Genomic DNA, 16,952 nt, shown 5'->3' with positions numbered 1-16,952 from the left:
CCCTAAAGCGCGCGCGCCTCATCGATCAGCATGACCGGAATGCCGTTGCGGATCGGATAGGCCAGGTTCGCCGCCTTCGATACCAGCTCCATCCGCTCGGCGTCGAACGACAGGGGCGCGCGGGTCTGAGGGCAGACCAGGGATTCCAGCATCTTGCGGTCGTAACCCGGATTGTTCATTGCATCATCTCGCTGCTTTCACCGCCCCGCATGGCAAATTCGATCAACGTCACAAGGGTTTCGCGCCGGGTGGTCAGCGACGGCGCCTCAAGCAGGGCCTGCTTGTCCTCGGGTTCGAACGGGCACAGCATGGACAGCGAATTGATCAGCAGTTCATCCTCGGCCTCGTTCAGCGACTCCCAATCGGTCTTCAGATCCTCGGCCTCGAAAAACCGGCTGAGCAGGTGCAAGAAGGCATGCCGGTCGAAATCGGCATCCCGTTCGGTGCTGCCCAGATCGCGGTCGAACCCGTCCCAGGATATGTCGCACCGGCGATAGGGCGCGAAACCGCTGGCATCGCCACGGATCCGAAACCGCGAGACGCCGGCCAGCGTGATCATGTAACGCCCGTCCTCGGTTTCCGAGAACGCCGTCACCCGTCCGGCGCAGCCGATGGAATGAAGCCGCGTCTCGTCCGAGCCGGGCACATCGCGCGGTTGCACCATCCCGATCAGCCGGTGATCCGTTTTCAACGTATCATCCAGCATCGCCAGGTATTTCGGCTCGAAAATATGCAGTGGCAACCGCGCCCGGGGCAGCAAAAGCGCGCCGGGCAGCGGGAAAACCGGAATGGTTCCGGGAAGATCCTTGGAATGCATCATGACCGACGATCTAGACCGCGGTGCGGCCCCGGCAATCGTTCAGACGAAGATCATCGACGAGAGTTTGCGCCGGCCCGACAGCGCCAGTGGATCCTTGGGGGGCAGCGCGTCGAAGATCGTGAAAAGCTGTGTCTTGGCGGCGCCATCGTTCCAGTCGCGGTCGCGGCGGAACAGTTCCAGAAGCTCGCGCACCGCGCCTTCGGCATCGCCCCCCGCATGCATGGCGTTGGCCAGATCGAACCGCGCCTGATGGTTGTCGGGATCGGCTTCGACCGCGGCGCGCAGATCATCGATCGGGCCGGCGTCGATCGCCTGGCGCGCCAGTTGCAACTGTGCATGGGCGGCTTCCAGTTCGGGGGCATGGGCAATCGAGGCGTCGGCGCCGTTCAGGATCGCTTCGGCCTGGTCCAGATCGCCGAGCGCGATGTGCGCCCGCACCATGCCGCCGTAGGCGCCGGCGTTGTTCGGATCTTCGCCCAGGATCGCGGCAAAGGTCTGGGCCGCGTCCGTTGCCGCCCCCTCGGCCAGCATGGCCTCGGCCGCTTCCAGCGCCTCGGCCAGGCCGGCGGCGGCATCGCCGCCACCCCCCGCATCGACACATTTCTTGACGAAGGCGTCGATCTCGGACTGCGGCAGCGCGCCCTGGAACCCGTCCAGCGGCTGACCCTTGTAAAAGGCATAGACGGTCGGAATGGATTGAATCCGCAGTTGCCCGGCGATGTTCTGGGCCTCGTCGACGTTGACCTTGACCATCTTCACCGCCCCCTTGGCGGCGATCACGGCCTGCTCCAGCATCGGGCCCAGGGTCTTGCAAGGCCCGCACCAGGGCGCCCAGAAATCGACGATCACCGGCACGTCCTGGCTGGCTTCGACAACATCGGCCATGAAGCCGGCTTCGGTCGTGTCCTTGACAAGGTCGGCGGCGGCGGGGGCGGCGGTCTGTCCAAGTTCCAGCATGATCCGGTCCTTTTCGTGTGGATGCAGGGCAAAGTTGCAGCTTAAATGGCGTAATCACCCCGCTGTTACAAGGCCACCGGCGCGTCCGCCTGGAGATCGAAGGTGGCGAAGACCGGCGCGTGGTCGCTGGGCTGTTCCCAGCCGCGCACCGGCCGCAGCACGCGGCTGTTGTGCGCCGCGTTTGCGATATCGGGGGTCGCCCAGACGTGATCCAGGCGCCGCCCCTTGTCCGCCGCGTCCCAGTCGGGCGACCGATAGGACCACCACGAATACAGCCGACCTTCGGGAATGTCGGCGCGGGTGACGTCGACCCATTTTCCGGCCTCTTGGGCGTCGGCCAGGTGTTCCACCTCGATCGGCGTGTGGCTGACCACCTTCAGCAACTTCTTGTGATCCCACACGTCGTCCTCGCGCGGCGCGATGTTCAGATCGCCCACAAGGATCGCGCGTGCGGGGGCCTCGGCGCGGAAGGCGTCGCGCATGTCTGTCAGGTAATCCAGCTTCTGGCCGAACTTCTGGTTGATCTCGCGGTCCGGCTTGTCGCCACCGGCGGGCACATAGAAGTTGTGGATCGTCACACCGTTGTCCGACTGCCCGGCAATGTGGCGCGCGTGGCCCAATCCGGCGTGATCCAAGGCCGATACCTCGCGGATCGGCAGACGCGACAGGATAGCAACGCCGTTATATCCTTTCTGGCCGCGCGCGATCATGTGCGCATAGCCCAGCTCGCGAAACCGCTCGACCGGGATCTTGTCCACCGGCGACTTGCATTCCTGAAGGCAGAGGATGTCCGGCGTCTCTTCCTCCAGCAGACGCGCGACCAGACCTTCGCGCAGACGGACCGAATTGATGTTCCAGGTGGCAAGGGTAAAGGACATGGAGGTTCCTCGTGATGGAAGCAGCGGTGTCGGCTCTATGCCGCGTCGGGCCCGAAGTCGCCACCCCGGGCGCGCCACCGACAGGTAAAAGAGCGCTCCGCGCGGGAGTATTTCCGTCAATGAGAAGCCAAGGGCATGTATTTCTCACTGACCGAAATACTCCCGCCGGAGGCATCCTGGAATAACGGCCAGGCACAACGGCGATCGTGGAACGGTGTCGCTGCGGCCGGCGCGGGGCCGATCAGCCGCCGGCGCGGGTGCCTGACTTGCCAAAGCCGCCCCGCGATGCCGCGGTGGCGCGGGTCATCGGCGCCTTGCCCATGGTCGTGGCCGGCTTGGCAAAGCTGGAAGGTGCCAGTTTCGCCTTGCCCTGGTTGCCCGAATAGCTCGACGCGCCGGATGGGGTCGAGAACTTGCCGTCGGCGGTGCGATACATCGGCTGCGATCCAGCCATGCCGCCACGCCCGCCGATCATGTTGCCGATCAGATAACCCGCGAGCAGGGGCATGAAGATGCTGCCCGATCCGCCGTTCGACACCTGTTCGGCTTCCGAGCCACAGTTGCCCTTGCCGTGCTGTTCCTCGCACACGGCCACGCTGTCATAACGGGGTGCGGTTTCGACGTGCAGCTCCTGGGCCTCGGCGAAGGCTTCGTCGCAGGCGGCGCGGTCCAGCAACCCGCCATCGTCCGCCGCCGCCTTGCAACTGGCAAGGTCGGGATAGGCCTGGGCGTCGATCTGTTCTTCCTGGCAACCGGCCAGCGCGAAGGCGGCGGCACCGACGATGGTGAGGGCGACGGTTCTTGAACGGGCTCGCATGGCGGGTGTCCTTTCAGTCTCGGATGAAATGCGGTTTGAACCGTGACAGGTCCTGGGTGATGCGCGCGCGATCCTCGCGCAGGCCCATGCCGGCGCAGGCTTCACCCACGATCCACGCGCCGATCACGGGATGGAAGCCGCCGAATTGCGACAGCGGCGCATAGGCCTGAACGATTTTCGGGTGCGCGTCGTAGTCGGTGTTGGGGGCGGTTTCGGTGACTTCGCCGTTTTCGACGATCCGCACCGATGCCCCTTCGCGCGAGAACAGGGGCTTGGTGACGTATCCCCGGGCCAGCGTTTCGCGGGCGGCGTCGAAACCGGGGGCGTCGCAGGCGGCGCCGCCCAGGCCGTCGGCCACGTCCGCCTCGAAAAACGCGGGCAGCAGGTTGGGGTGGTCCGGGAACATCTGCCAGAGCACCGGCAGCAGCCCCTTGTTGGACACCAGCGCCTTCCAAGCGGGTTCGATCATCAGGCAGCCGGACCCGGCGATGTGCAGGGCGTAATCGTCGCGCAGCAGATCCTCCCATGGATACAGCTTGAACAGGGTTCCGATCACGCGATCCTCGTCGTCGAGGAATTGGCCCTCGTCGCTGAGCGCCATCTTCTCCAGATCGAAATAGTGCGCGCCCAGCCCCGCCTCGCGGGCGGCCCATCCCATGGCCTCGACCATGGCATAGTCTTCGGGATTGCCGCCCATGGCGGTGAAGTGAAGATCGCTGCCGGGGCGGAACGTCTCGCGGAAACGTTCGATCAGCGCCTCGTGGATGCCGTTGAACTGGTCGTCGCCGTCCTCGAGTACGCCGGCGGCGAGCTGATCTTCCAGCCAGGCCCACTGGAACGACGCGCTTTCATACAGCGAGGTCGGCGTGTCGGCGTTGTATTCCAGCATCTTCGCGGGGCCGGTGCCGTCATAGGCGAAATCGAACCGGCCATAGATTTCCGGCTCGCCCGCCTCCCAGGAGGCCGCGATCATGTCGCGGTGCGGCTCGGGGATGCCCAGCTTTTCCATCAACTCCTGGCTTTGCACGATGTCGGCCACCGCCGCGCGGCACATTCCGTGCAGCTCGGTCGCCGGATCCTCGATGTCGTTCTCGACCTCGGCCAGGGTAAAGCGATAGGCGGTGCTTTCGTCCCAATAGGGTTCGCCGTGCATGTCGGCGAAGGTGAACCCGACCTCTTCGGCCTTGGCGCGCCAGTCGGGACGTTCGGGAAGCGGGATCTTCTGCATGCACATACCTCGGGTTGTCCGACCCTATGTAGGGGGGAACGCGCGGGATCGCCAGCACGGGAAAAGGCCATGGGGCAGAAGGCGCGATGACCCTCTGCCCCCGACAGGCGACGACCGGCTGGAGATGTGCGATTGAACCGGCCGCCGCGTTCCGTGCAGCCCCGCCACGGGCGGGGCCGAAACCTCAGACCTGGTGCCAGCCGAACCGGCCCAGGCAGTGCGGATCATATCCGGCGACCGGGCCGCGACGCCCATGATAGACCGCGCTGCATTGCCGTGGCAGCCGGTTGACATCGCCGCGCATCGATCGCTCGAGACAGGAGCTTGACAGGAAATCCCGGGTATCCCAGCGCGTCTGGACATGGCGCAGGCAAGCGCGCGGCACCTGTTTGGGACCGAAGAAAACCTGATGGCCGTCCCGGTTCTTCGTGTGGCGCTTGTCACGCAGGCCGAAATGCTTGCCGCGTGGCGGCTCATAGCGGTCGGGCGCCGGTGCATGGGTCTGGGCCTGCGCGGCCTGTTTGCGGTCATGCTTCTGATCCGCCTTGTAGGCCAGCCCGATGATCGCGACGGCGGCCGCACCCGCAAGAAGGCGTCCCAGTTGATCGTTGTTCGCGGCCCGGGCACCGGTGGCGCCGATCGGGCCCATGGCCAGGGCCGCGGCCAGCAGGGTGGCGATCACGGGGTGTCTCATGGCGTTTTCCTTTCCGTTGCGGGTGGGCGGTCTGGCAGGGTCGATCGCCGTTGTCTTGCTGCCCCCAACCTGTGTCGTGCCCGGCCCGACAGGCAATATCGCGGGGGCGTTATCGCATAACCGCCGCCCAAACCCCTGTTGTCATTGAATGTCGCGTTCATTCCGGCCAAAGCTGTTGCGACCGCCCCAGCAAGAGGTGCCGCCCGCCATGCGCCCGTTTCTGCCCCTTCTCGCCGTGCTGACCCTTGCGGCCACGACGTCCCAGGCCGCCTGCTTTGCCGATTACAAGGCCAAGCGCGACAACCCGCTCAAGCTGCACTACGGTGTGGTCGAACTGCCCGACACCGCTTGTGTCAGCCGCGCCAGTGCGGCCGACGCCATCGCCCGGCGGATCGCGCCCGACGGGTGGCAGTTGCTGACCGTGATGCAGATTTTCGACCGTTCGGGCCTTGATCAGAGGAAAGCCAGTGCCGGCGCCTATTTCCTTCGCTACTGACACGCGCCGCTCGACCGGGCGCTTGGTGATCTTCGGCATTGCCGCCATTGTCGCGATCCTGCTGGTCGCGGCGGTCCTGCTGTTCGTCAACCTGCCCGACGCCAACGCCTTCAACGCGCGGGTCGAGCGGATCTTCACCGAAAACGACGCGCTGACGGCGGGAGGAGAGTTGCGCCTGCTGGAAATCCTGGCGCAATCGGGCACGACATTTTCCGATGTGCTGACCAGCTATCGCATGGTGATCTTCGTGTTGCTGGTGTTCGCCACCGCCCTTCTGATCGCGGCGCTGGTGTTTCTCGTCATGATCATCGCTTTGAACCGGCGCATGGGCGAAATCGAGCGCGCGGGAATCCAGGTGTCGTCGCTGCTGATCTCGCGCGAGGAGCGGGTGGTCTATCTGAACAACATGGAATTCAAGCTGACCGAGGCGGCCATCGAAACCCTGTCGGTGCTGGCCGAGGCGCGGATGGACGACGACGTGCTGTCGGGCGCGGAAATCGAGGCGGTCATATCCGGCCGCGACACCGCCGATTGCGATGAAGCGGCGGGCGCCACCCGGATCAAGCGGTTGCGCGACGCCCTGGGCAACCAGATGGTGAGCGAGCTTCTGGTCAAGACGATCGCGCGGCGCGGTTACATGCTGTCGATCGACAAGGGCGTGATCCGGGTGATCTGACCGCACGCGGGGGTTATCAAACGGCCGGCGGATTGCTAGGTGAGGACCATTCCGCAACCGCCGAGGGCCGAAGATGCGCGATATCGAAACCGCGCATGCATGCGGAACCTCTGACGAGACCTCGCCGATGCTGTCGGATCACGCCGTGCGGCGCCGCGGATGGCGACGGGTCTTCGTGGCGGGGGGCGAACCCGATCTGGTGCATTACGACATCGCGACACCCCATTGGCAGGGGCCGCCCCTGTCCATCGCGATGCTGTCGGATTTCCACACCATCCGCCCCTGGAGCACGCTGACGGGCCTGCACCGACTGGTGGCGCGGGTCAACGCCCTGCCGGTCGACATGATCGTGCTTCTGGGCGATTACATCGCGGCCCGCCCGACGCCGGGATTTGCCTGTCCGGTGACCGACACCGCCGCCGCGCTGGCGGGCCTGCGCGCGCCGCTGGGGGTGCATGCGATCCTGGGCAACCACGACTGGCGCGACGACGATCTGGCCCGCGCGTCGGATTACCGCGAATCGGGCGTGCTGAATGCGCTGCGCGATGCCGGAATCCCCGTGATGCTGAACGATGCCGTCGAACTGAACCACCAGAGCTTTCCGTTCTGGATCGTCGGCTATGACAGCCAGCAGGGCCATCGCCATTGGCGCGACGGCACCTCGCGCCACGATCCCGACCGGGCCTTTCGCGACGTGCCCACCGCCGCGCCCGCGATCCTGCTGGCCCATGAACCCGATTGCTTCGCGATGAACGAGACGCGCGCTTTGCTGCAACTCAGCGGGCATACCCACGGCGGGCAGGCGAACTTCTTCGGCTGGCGTCCGCTGACCCCGTCGGAATATCCCGACCGCTATGCCTATGGGCACATCCGCGAGCGGGGACAGCACCTGGTGGTGTCGGGGGGCATCGGCTATTCCCACGTGCCCATGCGGCTGGGTGCGCCACCCGAGGTGACGCTGGTCACGCTGAAAGCCGATGCGGCCTAGCGCCTAGAGCGTCTTGCCGCGCAACAGTTTCGGCACGTCGCCGGTCAATCCCGCCGCCTCGCGCATGAACGTCCGGCGCAGGCCGGGCAGGGCGTTGACCGCTCCCATGCCAAGGTTGCGGATCCCGCGCAGCAGCGGGCTGTCGTTGGAAAACAGCCGGTTGAAGCCGTCGGTCGCCATGGCCAGCGTCACGATGTCGAACCGCCGCCAGCGCTGATAGCGTTCCAGAACGTCGGTTGCGCCGATATCCTCGCCACGCCGCGCCGCGTCGGTCAGGACTTCGGCCAGGGCCGCCACATCCTTCAGGCCCGCGTTCAGGCCCTGACCCGCGATGGGGTGTAGCCCGTGGGCCGAATCGCCCGACAGCGCCACGCGCGGCGCGATCATCGTATGGGCCAGCGACAGCGACAGCGGATAGGTGAACCGTGCACCCACAAGGCTGATTTCACCCAGGAAATCACCGAACCGGGGGCGCAGAAGGTCAAGATAGGCGGCATCGTCCAGCGCCGTGATCCGCGCTGCGTTGGCGGTGCGTTCGGTCCAGACGATGGAACTGCGGTTGCCGGAAAGGGGCAGGATCGCCAGCGGCCCCTCGGGCATGAAGAACTGGTGCGCGATGCCGTTGTGCGGCTTTTCGTGGCCGACGGCGGCGACCAGCCCGCTTTGGCCGTAATCCCATCCCACATGGGTGATCCCGGCGCGCTTGGCGGTGCCGCTGCCGCGCCCGTCACAGCCGATCAACAGCGCCGCGGACAGGGTTTCGCCATTGTCCAGGGTCACGGTGATGCCGGTCGCATCGGCGGCTTGTGCCACGACGGCACACCCGGAAAGTGCCGTGATCCCCGGCAGACCGTCCATCGCGTCCAGCAGGGCAGGGCGCAGGTGGCGGTCTTCGACCATGTGGCCCATGGGGTCGTGACCGATTTCCGCATGGCTGAATTCCAGCACGAAGGGCGAGGGGCCTTCGCCGGCGCGCCCGTCGCTGACCTTGATGTCCAGGATCGGTTGTGCATCGTCGGCCAGCGCGTCCCACAGCCCCAGCGCGCGCAGCATCCGGCAGGACGCCTGCGACAGCGCATAGGAGCGCCCGTCAAACCCCGGCGCGGCCCGCACGTCGCGCGGGCGCGGATCGATCACGGTGACGGCAAATCCCGCCTGCGCCAGGGCAAGGGCCAGGGCCGCGCCGTTCAGACCGCCACCGGCGATCACGATGTCGTCGTGTTTCTCCATGCCTCCAGATATGCGCCGTCGCATGCCATTGTCCATGCGCGCTTGTGCCGCTAGCACTGTAATCAGCATTTTTACCGGAGGACCGTGGATGTCGAAACAATGGCTGGGCCTGAGCGCGGGCGATCTTGGACGCGGCATAGCCGCCGGCGACATCCTGCCGTCCGATTTGTGCGAGACTTTCCTGTCGGCCATGGCCGAACACGAGTTCACCGACCGCATCTATGCCCGCACGACGCCCGATCGCGCCCGCGCCGAAGCGGCGGCGGCGGATGCACGGGCCAAGGCCGGGCGGCGTCTTTCCCCGCTGGACGGTGTGCCGATCAGCTGGAAAGACCTGTTCGATACCGCGGGCGTCGGCACCGAGGCGGGGTCGGGATTGCTCCGGGGACGGGTGCCCGATCAGGATGCCATCGTGCTGCGCAACGCCACCGCCATGGGAACGGTGTGCCTTGGCAAGACGCACATGACAGAACTGGCGTTCTCGGGGCTGGGGCTGAACCCGGTCACGCAATCCCCGCCGTGCTTCAACGATCATGACGCGGTGGCGGGCGGATCGTCGTCCGGTGCCGCCACTTCGGTGGCGTTCGGGCTGGCCGCCATCGGGATCGGATCGGACACCGGCGGATCGGTGCGGGCGCCCGCCAACTGGAACGATCTCGTGGGGTTGAAGACGACCTCGGGGCGGTTGCCGATGGACGGCACGGTGCCGCTGTGTCCGCGGTTCGATACCATTGGACCGTTGACGCGCACCGTCGAGGACGCGGCACTGATGCTGGCGGCGTTGGAGGGCACGGCACCGGTCGACCTGACCGGCACGTCGCTGGTCGGCACGCGGATGATGGTTCTGGAAACCTCGGCGTTCGAGGATCTCGATCCCACGGTCGCTGCGGCCTTCGACGACGCGGTGGTCCGGCTGGCCGATGCGGGCGTCGCCATCGAGCGGCAGGAAATCCCCGAAGTGGCCGAGGCCATGGCCCTGTCCGGCGTCCTGTTCGCGCCCGAAGCCTATGGCGTCTGGGGCAAGGCCATCGAGGCCAATCCCGACGCCATGCACGATCAGGTGCGCGAGCGGTTCCGCGGCGGCAAGGCCGTGTCGGCGCCCGATTACGTCGCCGCATGGCGCACCATCGACCGCTGTCGGCTGGCCTATGGCGCGCGCACGGCGGCGTTCGACGCGGTGCTGATCCCGACCTGTCCGATCCTGCCGCCGAACCTGAAAAGGCTCGAGACCGATGGCGACTATTTCGTCAAGTCCAACCTGATGACTTTGCGAAATACCCGGATCGGCAACCTGATGGGTCTGGCGGCGCTCAGCCTGCCCACCGGCACACCGTCGGCGGGAATAAGCCTGATGGGACGGCCCATGGGCGAACATCGGCTGTTGCGGATCGGCCACGCCGCCGAGGCGGCGCTGACCTAAAAGCCACAGGCGCGCGGCCAAGCCACGGGGCGGGCGGGAAAATCTGGACGCCCCGCGGCGCGCATGGGTATCCTTGGGGCAAAGGGGCGACACGACCCCAGACCCGAGGCAAAAATGCAGTTTCCCCAGCGGTTTTCGAACCTGCCAGAATACGCGTTCCCGCGTTTGCGGCGCCTGTTGGACGTTCATCCGTCCGGCGGCACGCCCGTGCACATGACGATCGGCGAGCCGCGCCATGCCTTTCCGGCGTGGATCACCGATATCATTGCCGAAAATGCGGCAGGATTCGGGAAATATCCGCCCAACGAAGGCGCAGCCGAATTGCTGGGCGCGATCGGCGACTGGATCGGCACGCGCTATGGCGTTCCGGTCGATGCCGACCGCCAGGTGATGGCGCTGAACGGCACGCGCGAGGGGTTGTTCAATGCCGCCATCGCGCTGTGCGCCGAAGCGAAGGGCAGCGCGCGGCCCGTCGTGCTGACGCCGAACCCGTTCTATCAGGTCTATGCCGTGGCCGCCCTCGCCGTCGCGGCCGAGCCGATCTATGTGCCCGCCACCGCCGAAACCGGGTTCCTGCCCGATTATGCGGCATTGCCGCCGGCGGTGCTGGACCGGTGCGCGATCGCCTATCTGTGTTCGCCGTCCAACCCACAGGGCGCGGTGGCATCGCGGGCCTATTGGGAAGCGCTGATCCGGCTGGCCGAGAAGCACGATTTCCGCATCTTCGCCGACGAATGCTATTCCGAGATCTATCGCGGCGACGCCCCCCTTGGTGCGATGCAGGTGGCCCACGAGATGGGCGCCGACCCCGAGCGGGTCGTGATCTTTCATTCGCTTTCCAAGCGCTCGAACCTTCCGGGGCTGCGGTCGGGGTTCGCGGCGGCGGGTCCGCAGACGATGACGGCCCTGCGCCAATTGCGCGCCTATTCCGGCGCGCCCCTGCCGTTGCCGTTGCAGATGGCGGCGGCGGCGGTGTGGCGCGACGAGGATCACGTGCGCGAGAATCGCGCGCTTTATCAGCGCAAGTTCGATATCGTGGACCGCGTGTTCGACGGGATCGACGGCTGCGGCGCGCCGGACGCGGGGTTCTTCCTGTGGCTGCCGGTCCCCGACAGCATCGGCGACGGCGAGGCGGCGGCCGTCAAGCTGTGGCGCGAGACGGGCGTGCGCGTCCTGCCCGGTGCCTATCTGTCGCGCGATGTCGGCACCGAAAATCCCGGCAGGGATTACATACGAGTGGCCCTTGTGGCCGAAGAAGACGAGATGCAGCGCGGGCTGGAGCGGCTTCGCGACTGCATATTCCGGTAAAGACGAGGTAGGTAAATGGCGTATCAGACCAGACAGCGGGACCCCCTTTTCGACAGCAACACCCAGGCCGCGCTTGAGCGTCGGGGCAAGGAACTGCTGGGGATGACGCTGATCGGGGCCGGTCTGGTGACGGCCCTGATCCTCGGCTCGTATGTGCCGGACGATCCTTCGTGGTTCTCGGTCACGGACCAGCCGGCGCAGAACCTGCTGGGCCGGTTCGGGGCGTCGATTGCCGCGCCTCTGTTCAACATCGTCGGCTGGGGCGCGTGGGGTTTCGCGCTGGTCCTCGCCGTCTGGGGCATCCGCTTCATGACCCACACCGGCGAGGATCGCGCGACCGCGCGGCTGATCTTCGCGCCGGTCGGCATCGCGCTGGCCGCGGTCTATATCTCGACCCATCAGCCGCCCGCGGGCTGGACCCATTATTTCGGCCTTGGCGGGCTGTTCGGCGACACGATTCTGGGGGCGGTCCTGGGCGTGGTGCCGGTGCAGGCGACATTCGGGCTGAAGCTGATGGCGTTCTTCATGGCGATCGCGACCATTGCCATGGGACTGTTCGTGCTGGGCTTCACCCGCCCCGAGGTGCGCGCGGTCCTGACGTTCGGCCTGCGCTCGCTCGTGCGGTGTTATGACATGACGCTGACGGCGTTCGGCTATGGCGTCAGCGGTCTGGGCAGGGGCGCCGTGGTCAGCATGCGCGCCGCACAGACGGCCGGCGCCACGATGGCCGAACGCCGCGCCGCCGCCCGCGCCGCCGCCGACGAACAGGCGATGCTCGACCGCCGGATGCTCGAGGTCGAGCCGGCGGCCGAAACGCGCCGCACGCCGGTTCTGCGGGCCGAGCGCAGCGCGCCGCCGCCCGACGCATACGACGTGTTCGACGACGATTTCGATGCGCAGCCCGAGGCGAAGCCATCGCTGATCGCGCGCCTGCCGGGGTTGTTCCGCCGTTCCGCGCCCGCCGCCGCCGAGCAGGGGCCGTGGCAGGATGAAGACGGCTTCTCGTTCGATGAGCCCGCGCCCGGCGACGACCGCATCAAGGCCAAGATCGCCGATGTCATCAAGGCACGCGTTCGCGCGCGCCCGATCCTGACGGCGGGGGCAGGGGTGGCCGCCGGACACGGCGTTCGGGCCGAACCGTTGCTGAAGGGCCGCCATCCCCGTGGGCCGCAGCCGATGATCCTGAACACCGCGCCGCGGGTGGCCGCGTTGCCCGATGAACCGCCGTTGACGGCCCAGACCGCCGGCGCCACGCCGGCGCTGGACCGGGAATTGGCAGCGCGCGACATGCCCGAGCCCGAGCTGGTGGCGCCGGAACCGATCCGCGAGCCGGTGTTCAGCCACACCGCCGAAGCCCCCCGCGTCGAACGTGGCGCAGCACCCGTCGTCGCCCCGCCCGTGCCGACACCGCCAAAGGCCGTCGTGCAACACGCGGTCAAGAAGCCCGTCAAGCTGTCGGCCCAAGCCAAGGCCGAAGCACAGCCCGCGCTGGAATTCGACGAAAAGCTGGCGCAATACGAACGCCCGCCGCTGTCGCTGTTGACCAGCCCCGACACCATCAAGCGCCACCACCTGTCCGACGAAGCGCTGGAAGAGAACGCGCGGATGCTGGAATCGGTGCTGGACGATTACGGCGTGAAGGGCGAGATCGTTTCGGTCCGCCCCGGCCCGGTCGTCACGATGTACGAACTGGAACCGGCACCGGGCCTGAAGGCCAGCCGCGTGATCGGCCTGTCCGACGACATCGCACGATCCATGTCGGCGCTGTCGGCGCGTGTGTCGACCGTGCCGGGACGCAGCGTAATCGGCATCGAACTGCCCAACGAGAACCGCGAGATGTGCGTGCTGCGCGAGATCCTGGCCGCGCAGGACTTTGGCGATTCGCAGATGCGCTTGCCGCTGGCGCTGGGCAAGGATATCGGCGGCGATCCCATCGTGGCGAACCTGGCCAAGATGCCCCACCTTCTGATCGCCGGGACCACCGGGTCGGGCAAATCGGTGGCGATCAACACGATGATCCTGTCGCTGCTCTACAAGCTGACGCCCGAGGAATGCCGCCTGATCATGATCGACCCCAAGATGCTGGAATTGTCGGTCTATGACGGCATCCCGCACCTGTTGTCGCCCGTCGTCACCGACCCCAAGAAGGCGGTCGTCGCCCTGAAATGGGTCGTCGGCGAAATGGAAGATCGGTATCGCAAGATGTCGAAGATGGGCGTGCGCAACATCGAGGGCTATAACGGCCGGGTGCGCGACGCGCTGGAAAAGGGCGAGATGTTCTCGCGCACCGTGCAGACCGGGTTTGACGACGACACCGGCGAGCCGACCTTCGAAACCGAGGAAATCCAGCCCGAGATCCTGCCGTTCATCGTCGTGGTCGTCGACGAGATGGCCGACCTGATGATGGTCGCGGGCAAGGAGATCGAAGCTTGCATCCAGCGTCTGGCACAGATGGCCCGGGCGTCGGGCATTCATCTGATCATGGCAACCCAGCGCCCGTCGGTGGACGTGATCACCGGCACGATCAAGGCGAACTTCCCCACCCGGATCTCGTTCCAGGTGACATCGAAGATCGACAGCCGCACGATCCTGGGCGAACAGGGCGCCGAACAGCTTCTGGGCATGGGCGACATGCTGTACATGGCGGGCGGGGCAAGGATCACGCGCGTTCACGGCCCGTTCTGTTCGGACGAGGAGGTCGAGGAAATCGTCAACTACCTCAAGGGGTTCGGTCCACCCGCATATATGTCCGGTGTGGTCGAGGGGCCCGACGAGGAATCCAGCAGCAACATCGACGCGGTGTTGGGCCTGGGCAGCGGATCCGACACCGAGGACGCGCTGTATGACACGGCCGTGGCCATCGTCATCAAGGACCGCAAGTGTTCGACCTCGTACATCCAGCGCAAGCTGGCCATCGGGTACAACAAGGCCGCGCGCCTGGTGGAACAGATGGAGGACGAGGGGGTCGTTTCATCGGCCAACCACGTCGGCAAACGCGAGGTTCTGGTGCCAGAACAGCACTGATCCCGAACGGTGCAGACATGAAAAGGCCCGGTGCGCAGAACGCACCGGGCCTTGTCTTTCGCGATACAGGCGCCGGATCAGACGGGCGCGTTGGATCCGATGAACCAGGCGTCCTTGTCGATCTGACGGCTGACTTCGGTGAACAGATCCTCGGTATCCGCATCGCCCGCGTCGCTGGCCTCTTCGATGGCCTTGCGGACCTTTTCACCCACGGCCAGGAACCGCTCTTTCAGGGCGGCGACGTGATCGTTCACGGCTTCCATGTCTGTGGGATAGGGATCCATCGACGTCTTGCTGGCCGCGACATCCAGCGTGCCCTTGGCCTGGCCACCCAGGATTTGGGCGCGTTCCGCCATCAGGTCGGTGCTGTCGTTCAGCCGCGCGGCGACCTCGTCCAGCAATTCATGCACACCGATGTATCCCGGACCCTTGAGGTTCCAGTGCGCCTGCTTGACGGCCATCGACAGGGCAATCGTGTCGACAAGCCGGGCGTTCAAGAGATCGATCATCTTGTGGCGGGTCTGGTCGTTCAGGCCGGATACGAATGCTTCTGGCATGGATGTCTCCTTGTAATTCACCGCGCACGGGTGGTGCGCTTTCGGTGGCAACGAAGTAAGGCCGGTTTGGTTCCACCGGGTCAATCGTGCCTGTCATTGCATAACGGTGGCACGACGTCGCACCCATGCCTATATCCCACTTCATGAAACCGATGAGGATGACATGCTGAACCGACGCACCTTCATAGCCGGAACCACGGCTTTGGCCACCTTCGCGCTGGCCGGTCCCGCCGCGGCGGCGAAAATCCCGCTGGATACCCTGTCGCGGTATCTCAACGCGCTGCAGACAGCGACGTCCGATTTCACCCAGATCAACGACGACGGGACGATTTCGACGGGAACGATCTATATCTCGCGACCGGGACGGATGCGGTTCGATTACAATCCGCCCGAACGCACGGCGGTTCTGGTCGGTGCCGGATCGGTCGCGGTGTTCGACGGAAAATCCAACGCCAACGGCCCCGAGCAATACCCGCTGAGCCGCACGCCCCTGTCGATCATTCTCGAAAAGAATGTGGATCTGGGGCGTCGCAACATGGTTGTCGGACACCGTGAGGACGGTGTGAAGACCATCGTTACCGCGCAGGATCCCGAGAACCGCGATGCCGGCCGGATCGACCTGGTATTCACCGGCAACCCGGTGCAGCTGCGCCAGTGGATCATCACCGACAACGGCGGCACCACCACAACCGTGGTGCTGGGTGCGCTGAAGACGGGCGGAAGCCTGCCGTCGCGGCTGTTCAACATCGCGCTAGAGGCGGAAAAGCGAAAGGGGTGATGCACCCCCTTTCCGGCCATGCCCGCAGGCGTGGCCGGGATCAGGCCTTGCCGCAGGATCGCAGCTGGGCGTCATAGGTGACGGCCCGGCTGGCGACCCTGTCGGACACCGTCAGCAGCCACGGCTTGGCGTTATAGCTGCCGCGCGAAAACCCGCCGCGCCCTTCGTGATAGGCCAGATACTGATTCTTGGCGTCCCACTTGGGGATTCCGAGCCGGGTCGCACTTTCGTGCATGTACCAGCCCATGAAATCGGTCGCATCGTCGATGTCATCACGCTTGGCGCGGCGCTGGCCCTGCTTTTCGCGGTATTCGTCCCAGGTGCCGTCCAGCGCCTGGGAATAGCCGAACGCCGAGGATTGCCGCCCCATCGGAATGATTCCCAACGCATATTTATGCGGTGTGCGGGCGTCGCCGATGAATTTGCTTTCCTGATGGATCGTCGCCATCTGCACGGCCACGGGCACGCCCCATTTCCGTTCGGTGCGCTTCATCGCGCGCAGGTAATTTGGCCGTTCCGCGACGATGTCGCAGGCGTCTTCAAGGTTTCGGGGCGCCGAATAGTCGCGACCGCCGCAGCTGGCCACGAACATCAATAGAATCAAGGCGCGAAGGGATCTGCTCATCTGCCTCTCGCTTTTGTATCTTGTTTTGCGACAGATTAGCGGAAACAGCGCCAATGGTGAAACGAAAAGTCCTGCGGGTTCAGGGGACAAACGCAAGTGTGACCCGCGGGGCAGCACCGACACCGCGCCAAGCCGTGACGATCCGGCGGGCCAGGACGCAGGCGGGGGCGAGGGCCACATCGGGCGGTCGATTTCGTCGGTGCAGCGTCTGTGGCATGCGCGAAGGGCAGGCGGGGCGGTCGTCGTTCCACACGGCGGGTCAAGGCAGGGCAGTCGCGGGCGCCAATTTATCCCGACCCCGCGGTGGTCAGTCAGGCCATTGAAGTGAAAGGATTATTTCAGGTGCATCGGTTTGGCCAGGCCATGGAGTGTTCCAGGCAAACGCCTCCGGCTATCACTTTCGCGCGGTCAGTTGATCGCCCGCTGTCACGGTGCTCGGCCCACCGGCGTCCGTGC

General features: G+C 65.8%; 17 protein-coding genes. 7 read left to right on the top strand and 10 right to left on the bottom strand.

The window, feature by feature from the left end:
* Positions 1-2: 2 nt before the first annotated feature.
* From CFP68_RS06155 to CFP68_RS06125, 7 genes are all read right to left on the bottom strand, one after another.
* Positions 3-179 (bottom strand): Trm112 family protein, encoded by a 177-nt coding sequence (locus tag CFP68_RS06155; RefSeq protein ID WP_099825837.1) that lies wholly within the window; start codon positions 177-179, stop codon positions 3-5.
* Positions 176-820: an LON peptidase substrate-binding domain-containing protein gene (locus tag CFP68_RS06150; RefSeq protein ID WP_099825832.1), complete on the bottom strand. Its 645-nt coding sequence runs from the start codon at positions 818-820 to the stop codon at positions 176-178. Before CFP68_RS06150 ends, CFP68_RS06155 begins: the two co-directional genes overlap by 4 nt.
* A 39-nt stretch (positions 821-859) precedes the next feature.
* On the bottom strand, positions 860-1,777 hold the full coding sequence (trxA, locus tag CFP68_RS06145; RefSeq protein WP_099825828.1) for a thioredoxin: 918 nt from the start codon (positions 1,775-1,777) through the stop codon (positions 860-862).
* Between the two features lie 65 nt (positions 1,778-1,842).
* Complete coding sequence (locus CFP68_RS06140) at positions 1,843-2,655, bottom strand: exodeoxyribonuclease III (RefSeq protein WP_099825824.1); 813 nt, start codon at positions 2,653-2,655, stop codon at positions 1,843-1,845.
* 241 nt (positions 2,656-2,896) lie between these two features.
* Entirely contained in the window at positions 2,897-3,472 is a 576-nt protein-coding gene (locus CFP68_RS06135) for a DUF1190 domain-containing protein (RefSeq protein WP_099825821.1), read from the bottom strand.
* A 13-nt stretch (positions 3,473-3,485) separates the two neighbouring features.
* Positions 3,486-4,700: a glutathionylspermidine synthase family protein gene (locus CFP68_RS06130; protein ID WP_099826213.1), complete on the bottom strand. Its 1,215-nt coding sequence runs from the start codon at positions 4,698-4,700 to the stop codon at positions 3,486-3,488.
* A gap of 184 nt (positions 4,701-4,884) precedes the next feature.
* Positions 4,885-5,394: a hypothetical protein gene (locus CFP68_RS06125; protein WP_145953405.1), complete on the bottom strand. Its 510-nt coding sequence runs from the start codon at positions 5,392-5,394 to the stop codon at positions 4,885-4,887.
* Positions 5,395-5,602: 208 nt separating this feature from the next.
* Here CFP68_RS06125 and CFP68_RS06120 point away from each other — a divergent pair, with 208 nt between their 5' ends.
* From CFP68_RS06120 to CFP68_RS06110, 3 genes are all read left to right on the top strand, one after another.
* Entirely contained in the window at positions 5,603-5,890 is a 288-nt protein-coding gene (locus tag CFP68_RS06120; RefSeq protein ID WP_099825815.1) for a hypothetical protein, read from the top strand.
* Positions 5,862-6,566 carry a winged helix-turn-helix domain-containing protein gene (locus CFP68_RS06115; RefSeq protein WP_099825811.1) on the top strand — a complete coding sequence of 235 codons (705 nt, stop codon included), beginning with the start codon at positions 5,862-5,864 and terminating at the stop codon, positions 6,564-6,566. Before CFP68_RS06120 ends, CFP68_RS06115 begins: the two co-directional genes overlap by 29 nt.
* A 73-nt stretch (positions 6,567-6,639) precedes the next feature.
* Positions 6,640-7,554 carry a metallophosphoesterase gene (locus tag CFP68_RS06110; protein WP_099825808.1) on the top strand — a complete coding sequence of 305 codons (915 nt, stop codon included), beginning with the start codon at positions 6,640-6,642 and terminating at the stop codon, positions 7,552-7,554.
* A 3-nt stretch (positions 7,555-7,557) separates the two neighbouring features.
* Here CFP68_RS06110 and CFP68_RS06105 read toward each other — a convergent pair whose 3' ends face one another.
* Positions 7,558-8,820 carry an FAD-dependent monooxygenase gene (locus tag CFP68_RS06105; protein ID WP_193825214.1) on the bottom strand — a complete coding sequence of 421 codons (1,263 nt, stop codon included), beginning with the start codon at positions 8,818-8,820 and terminating at the stop codon, positions 7,558-7,560.
* A gap of 52 nt (positions 8,821-8,872) precedes the next feature.
* Between CFP68_RS06105 and CFP68_RS06100 the strand changes: the two genes are divergently transcribed.
* The 3 genes from CFP68_RS06100 to CFP68_RS06090 all read left to right on the top strand — a co-directional run bounded on the left by CFP68_RS06100 (position 8,873) and on the right by CFP68_RS06090 (position 14,536).
* Positions 8,873-10,204, top strand: coding sequence for an amidase (locus tag CFP68_RS06100; RefSeq protein WP_241523978.1), 1,332 nt, complete (start codon positions 8,873-8,875; stop codon positions 10,202-10,204).
* Between the two features lie 114 nt (positions 10,205-10,318).
* Positions 10,319-11,512 carry an aminotransferase class I/II-fold pyridoxal phosphate-dependent enzyme gene (locus tag CFP68_RS06095; protein WP_099825798.1) on the top strand — a complete coding sequence of 398 codons (1,194 nt, stop codon included), beginning with the start codon at positions 10,319-10,321 and terminating at the stop codon, positions 11,510-11,512.
* 15 nt (positions 11,513-11,527) lie between these two features.
* Positions 11,528-14,536 (top strand): DNA translocase FtsK, encoded by a 3,009-nt coding sequence (locus CFP68_RS06090; protein ID WP_099825795.1) that lies wholly within the window; start codon positions 11,528-11,530, stop codon positions 14,534-14,536.
* A gap of 77 nt (positions 14,537-14,613) precedes the next feature.
* Here CFP68_RS06090 and dps read toward each other — a convergent pair whose 3' ends face one another.
* Positions 14,614-15,093 (bottom strand): DNA starvation/stationary phase protection protein Dps, encoded by a 480-nt coding sequence (gene dps / locus CFP68_RS06085; protein ID WP_099825790.1) that lies wholly within the window; start codon positions 15,091-15,093, stop codon positions 14,614-14,616.
* Between the two features lie 163 nt (positions 15,094-15,256).
* On the opposite strand from dps, the gene CFP68_RS06080 reads away from it, so the two are divergent.
* Entirely contained in the window at positions 15,257-15,871 is a 615-nt protein-coding gene (locus CFP68_RS06080; protein WP_099826212.1) for a LolA family protein, read from the top strand.
* A gap of 40 nt (positions 15,872-15,911) precedes the next feature.
* Here CFP68_RS06080 and CFP68_RS06075 read toward each other — a convergent pair whose 3' ends face one another.
* Positions 15,912-16,496, bottom strand: a complete 585-nt coding sequence (locus CFP68_RS06075; RefSeq protein WP_099825784.1) for a transglycosylase SLT domain-containing protein — start codon at positions 16,494-16,496, stop codon at positions 15,912-15,914.
* Positions 16,497-16,952 lie beyond the last annotated feature (456 nt).

Origin of the sequence: Oceaniglobus indicus, assembly GCF_002751875.1 — a bacterium.
GTDB lineage: Bacteria > Pseudomonadota > Alphaproteobacteria > Rhodobacterales > Rhodobacteraceae > Oceaniglobus > Oceaniglobus indicus.
This window is presented reverse-complemented; position numbering and strand designations above follow the sequence as displayed.

Bases quoted from the DNA above. Each gene is read 5' to 3' on its own strand.
- CFP68_RS06155 (WP_099825837.1), bottom strand. From the start codon at position 179: ATGAACAATCCGGGTTACGACCGCAAGATGCTGGAATCCCTGGTCTGC.
- CFP68_RS06150 (WP_099825832.1), bottom strand. From the start codon at position 820: ATGATGCATTCCAAGGATCTTCCCGGAACCATTCCGGTTTTCCCGCTG.
- trxA (WP_099825828.1), bottom strand. From the start codon at position 1,777: ATGCTGGAACTTGGACAGACCGCCGCCCCCGCCGCCGCCGACCTTGTC.
- CFP68_RS06140 (WP_099825824.1), bottom strand. From the start codon at position 2,655: ATGTCCTTTACCCTTGCCACCTGGAACATCAATTCGGTCCGTCTGCGC.
- CFP68_RS06135 (WP_099825821.1), bottom strand. From the start codon at position 3,472: ATGCGAGCCCGTTCAAGAACCGTCGCCCTCACCATCGTCGGTGCCGCC.
- CFP68_RS06130 (WP_099826213.1), bottom strand. From the start codon at position 4,700: ATGCAGAAGATCCCGCTTCCCGAACGTCCCGACTGGCGCGCCAAGGCC.
- CFP68_RS06125 (WP_145953405.1), bottom strand. From the start codon at position 5,394: ATGAGACACCCCGTGATCGCCACCCTGCTGGCCGCGGCCCTGGCCATG.
- CFP68_RS06120 (WP_099825815.1), top strand. From the start codon at position 5,603: ATGCGCCCGTTTCTGCCCCTTCTCGCCGTGCTGACCCTTGCGGCCACG.
- CFP68_RS06110 (WP_099825808.1), top strand. From the start codon at position 6,640: ATGCGCGATATCGAAACCGCGCATGCATGCGGAACCTCTGACGAGACC.
- CFP68_RS06105 (WP_193825214.1), bottom strand. From the start codon at position 8,820: ATGGACAATGGCATGCGACGGCGCATATCTGGAGGCATGGAGAAACAC.
- CFP68_RS06100 (WP_241523978.1), top strand. From the start codon at position 8,873: ATGTCGAAACAATGGCTGGGCCTGAGCGCGGGCGATCTTGGACGCGGC.
- CFP68_RS06095 (WP_099825798.1), top strand. From the start codon at position 10,319: ATGCAGTTTCCCCAGCGGTTTTCGAACCTGCCAGAATACGCGTTCCCG.
- CFP68_RS06090 (WP_099825795.1), top strand. From the start codon at position 11,528: ATGGCGTATCAGACCAGACAGCGGGACCCCCTTTTCGACAGCAACACC.
- dps (WP_099825790.1), bottom strand. From the start codon at position 15,093: ATGCCAGAAGCATTCGTATCCGGCCTGAACGACCAGACCCGCCACAAG.
- CFP68_RS06080 (WP_099826212.1), top strand. From the start codon at position 15,257: ATGCTGAACCGACGCACCTTCATAGCCGGAACCACGGCTTTGGCCACC.
- CFP68_RS06075 (WP_099825784.1), bottom strand. From the start codon at position 16,496: ATGAGCAGATCCCTTCGCGCCTTGATTCTATTGATGTTCGTGGCCAGC.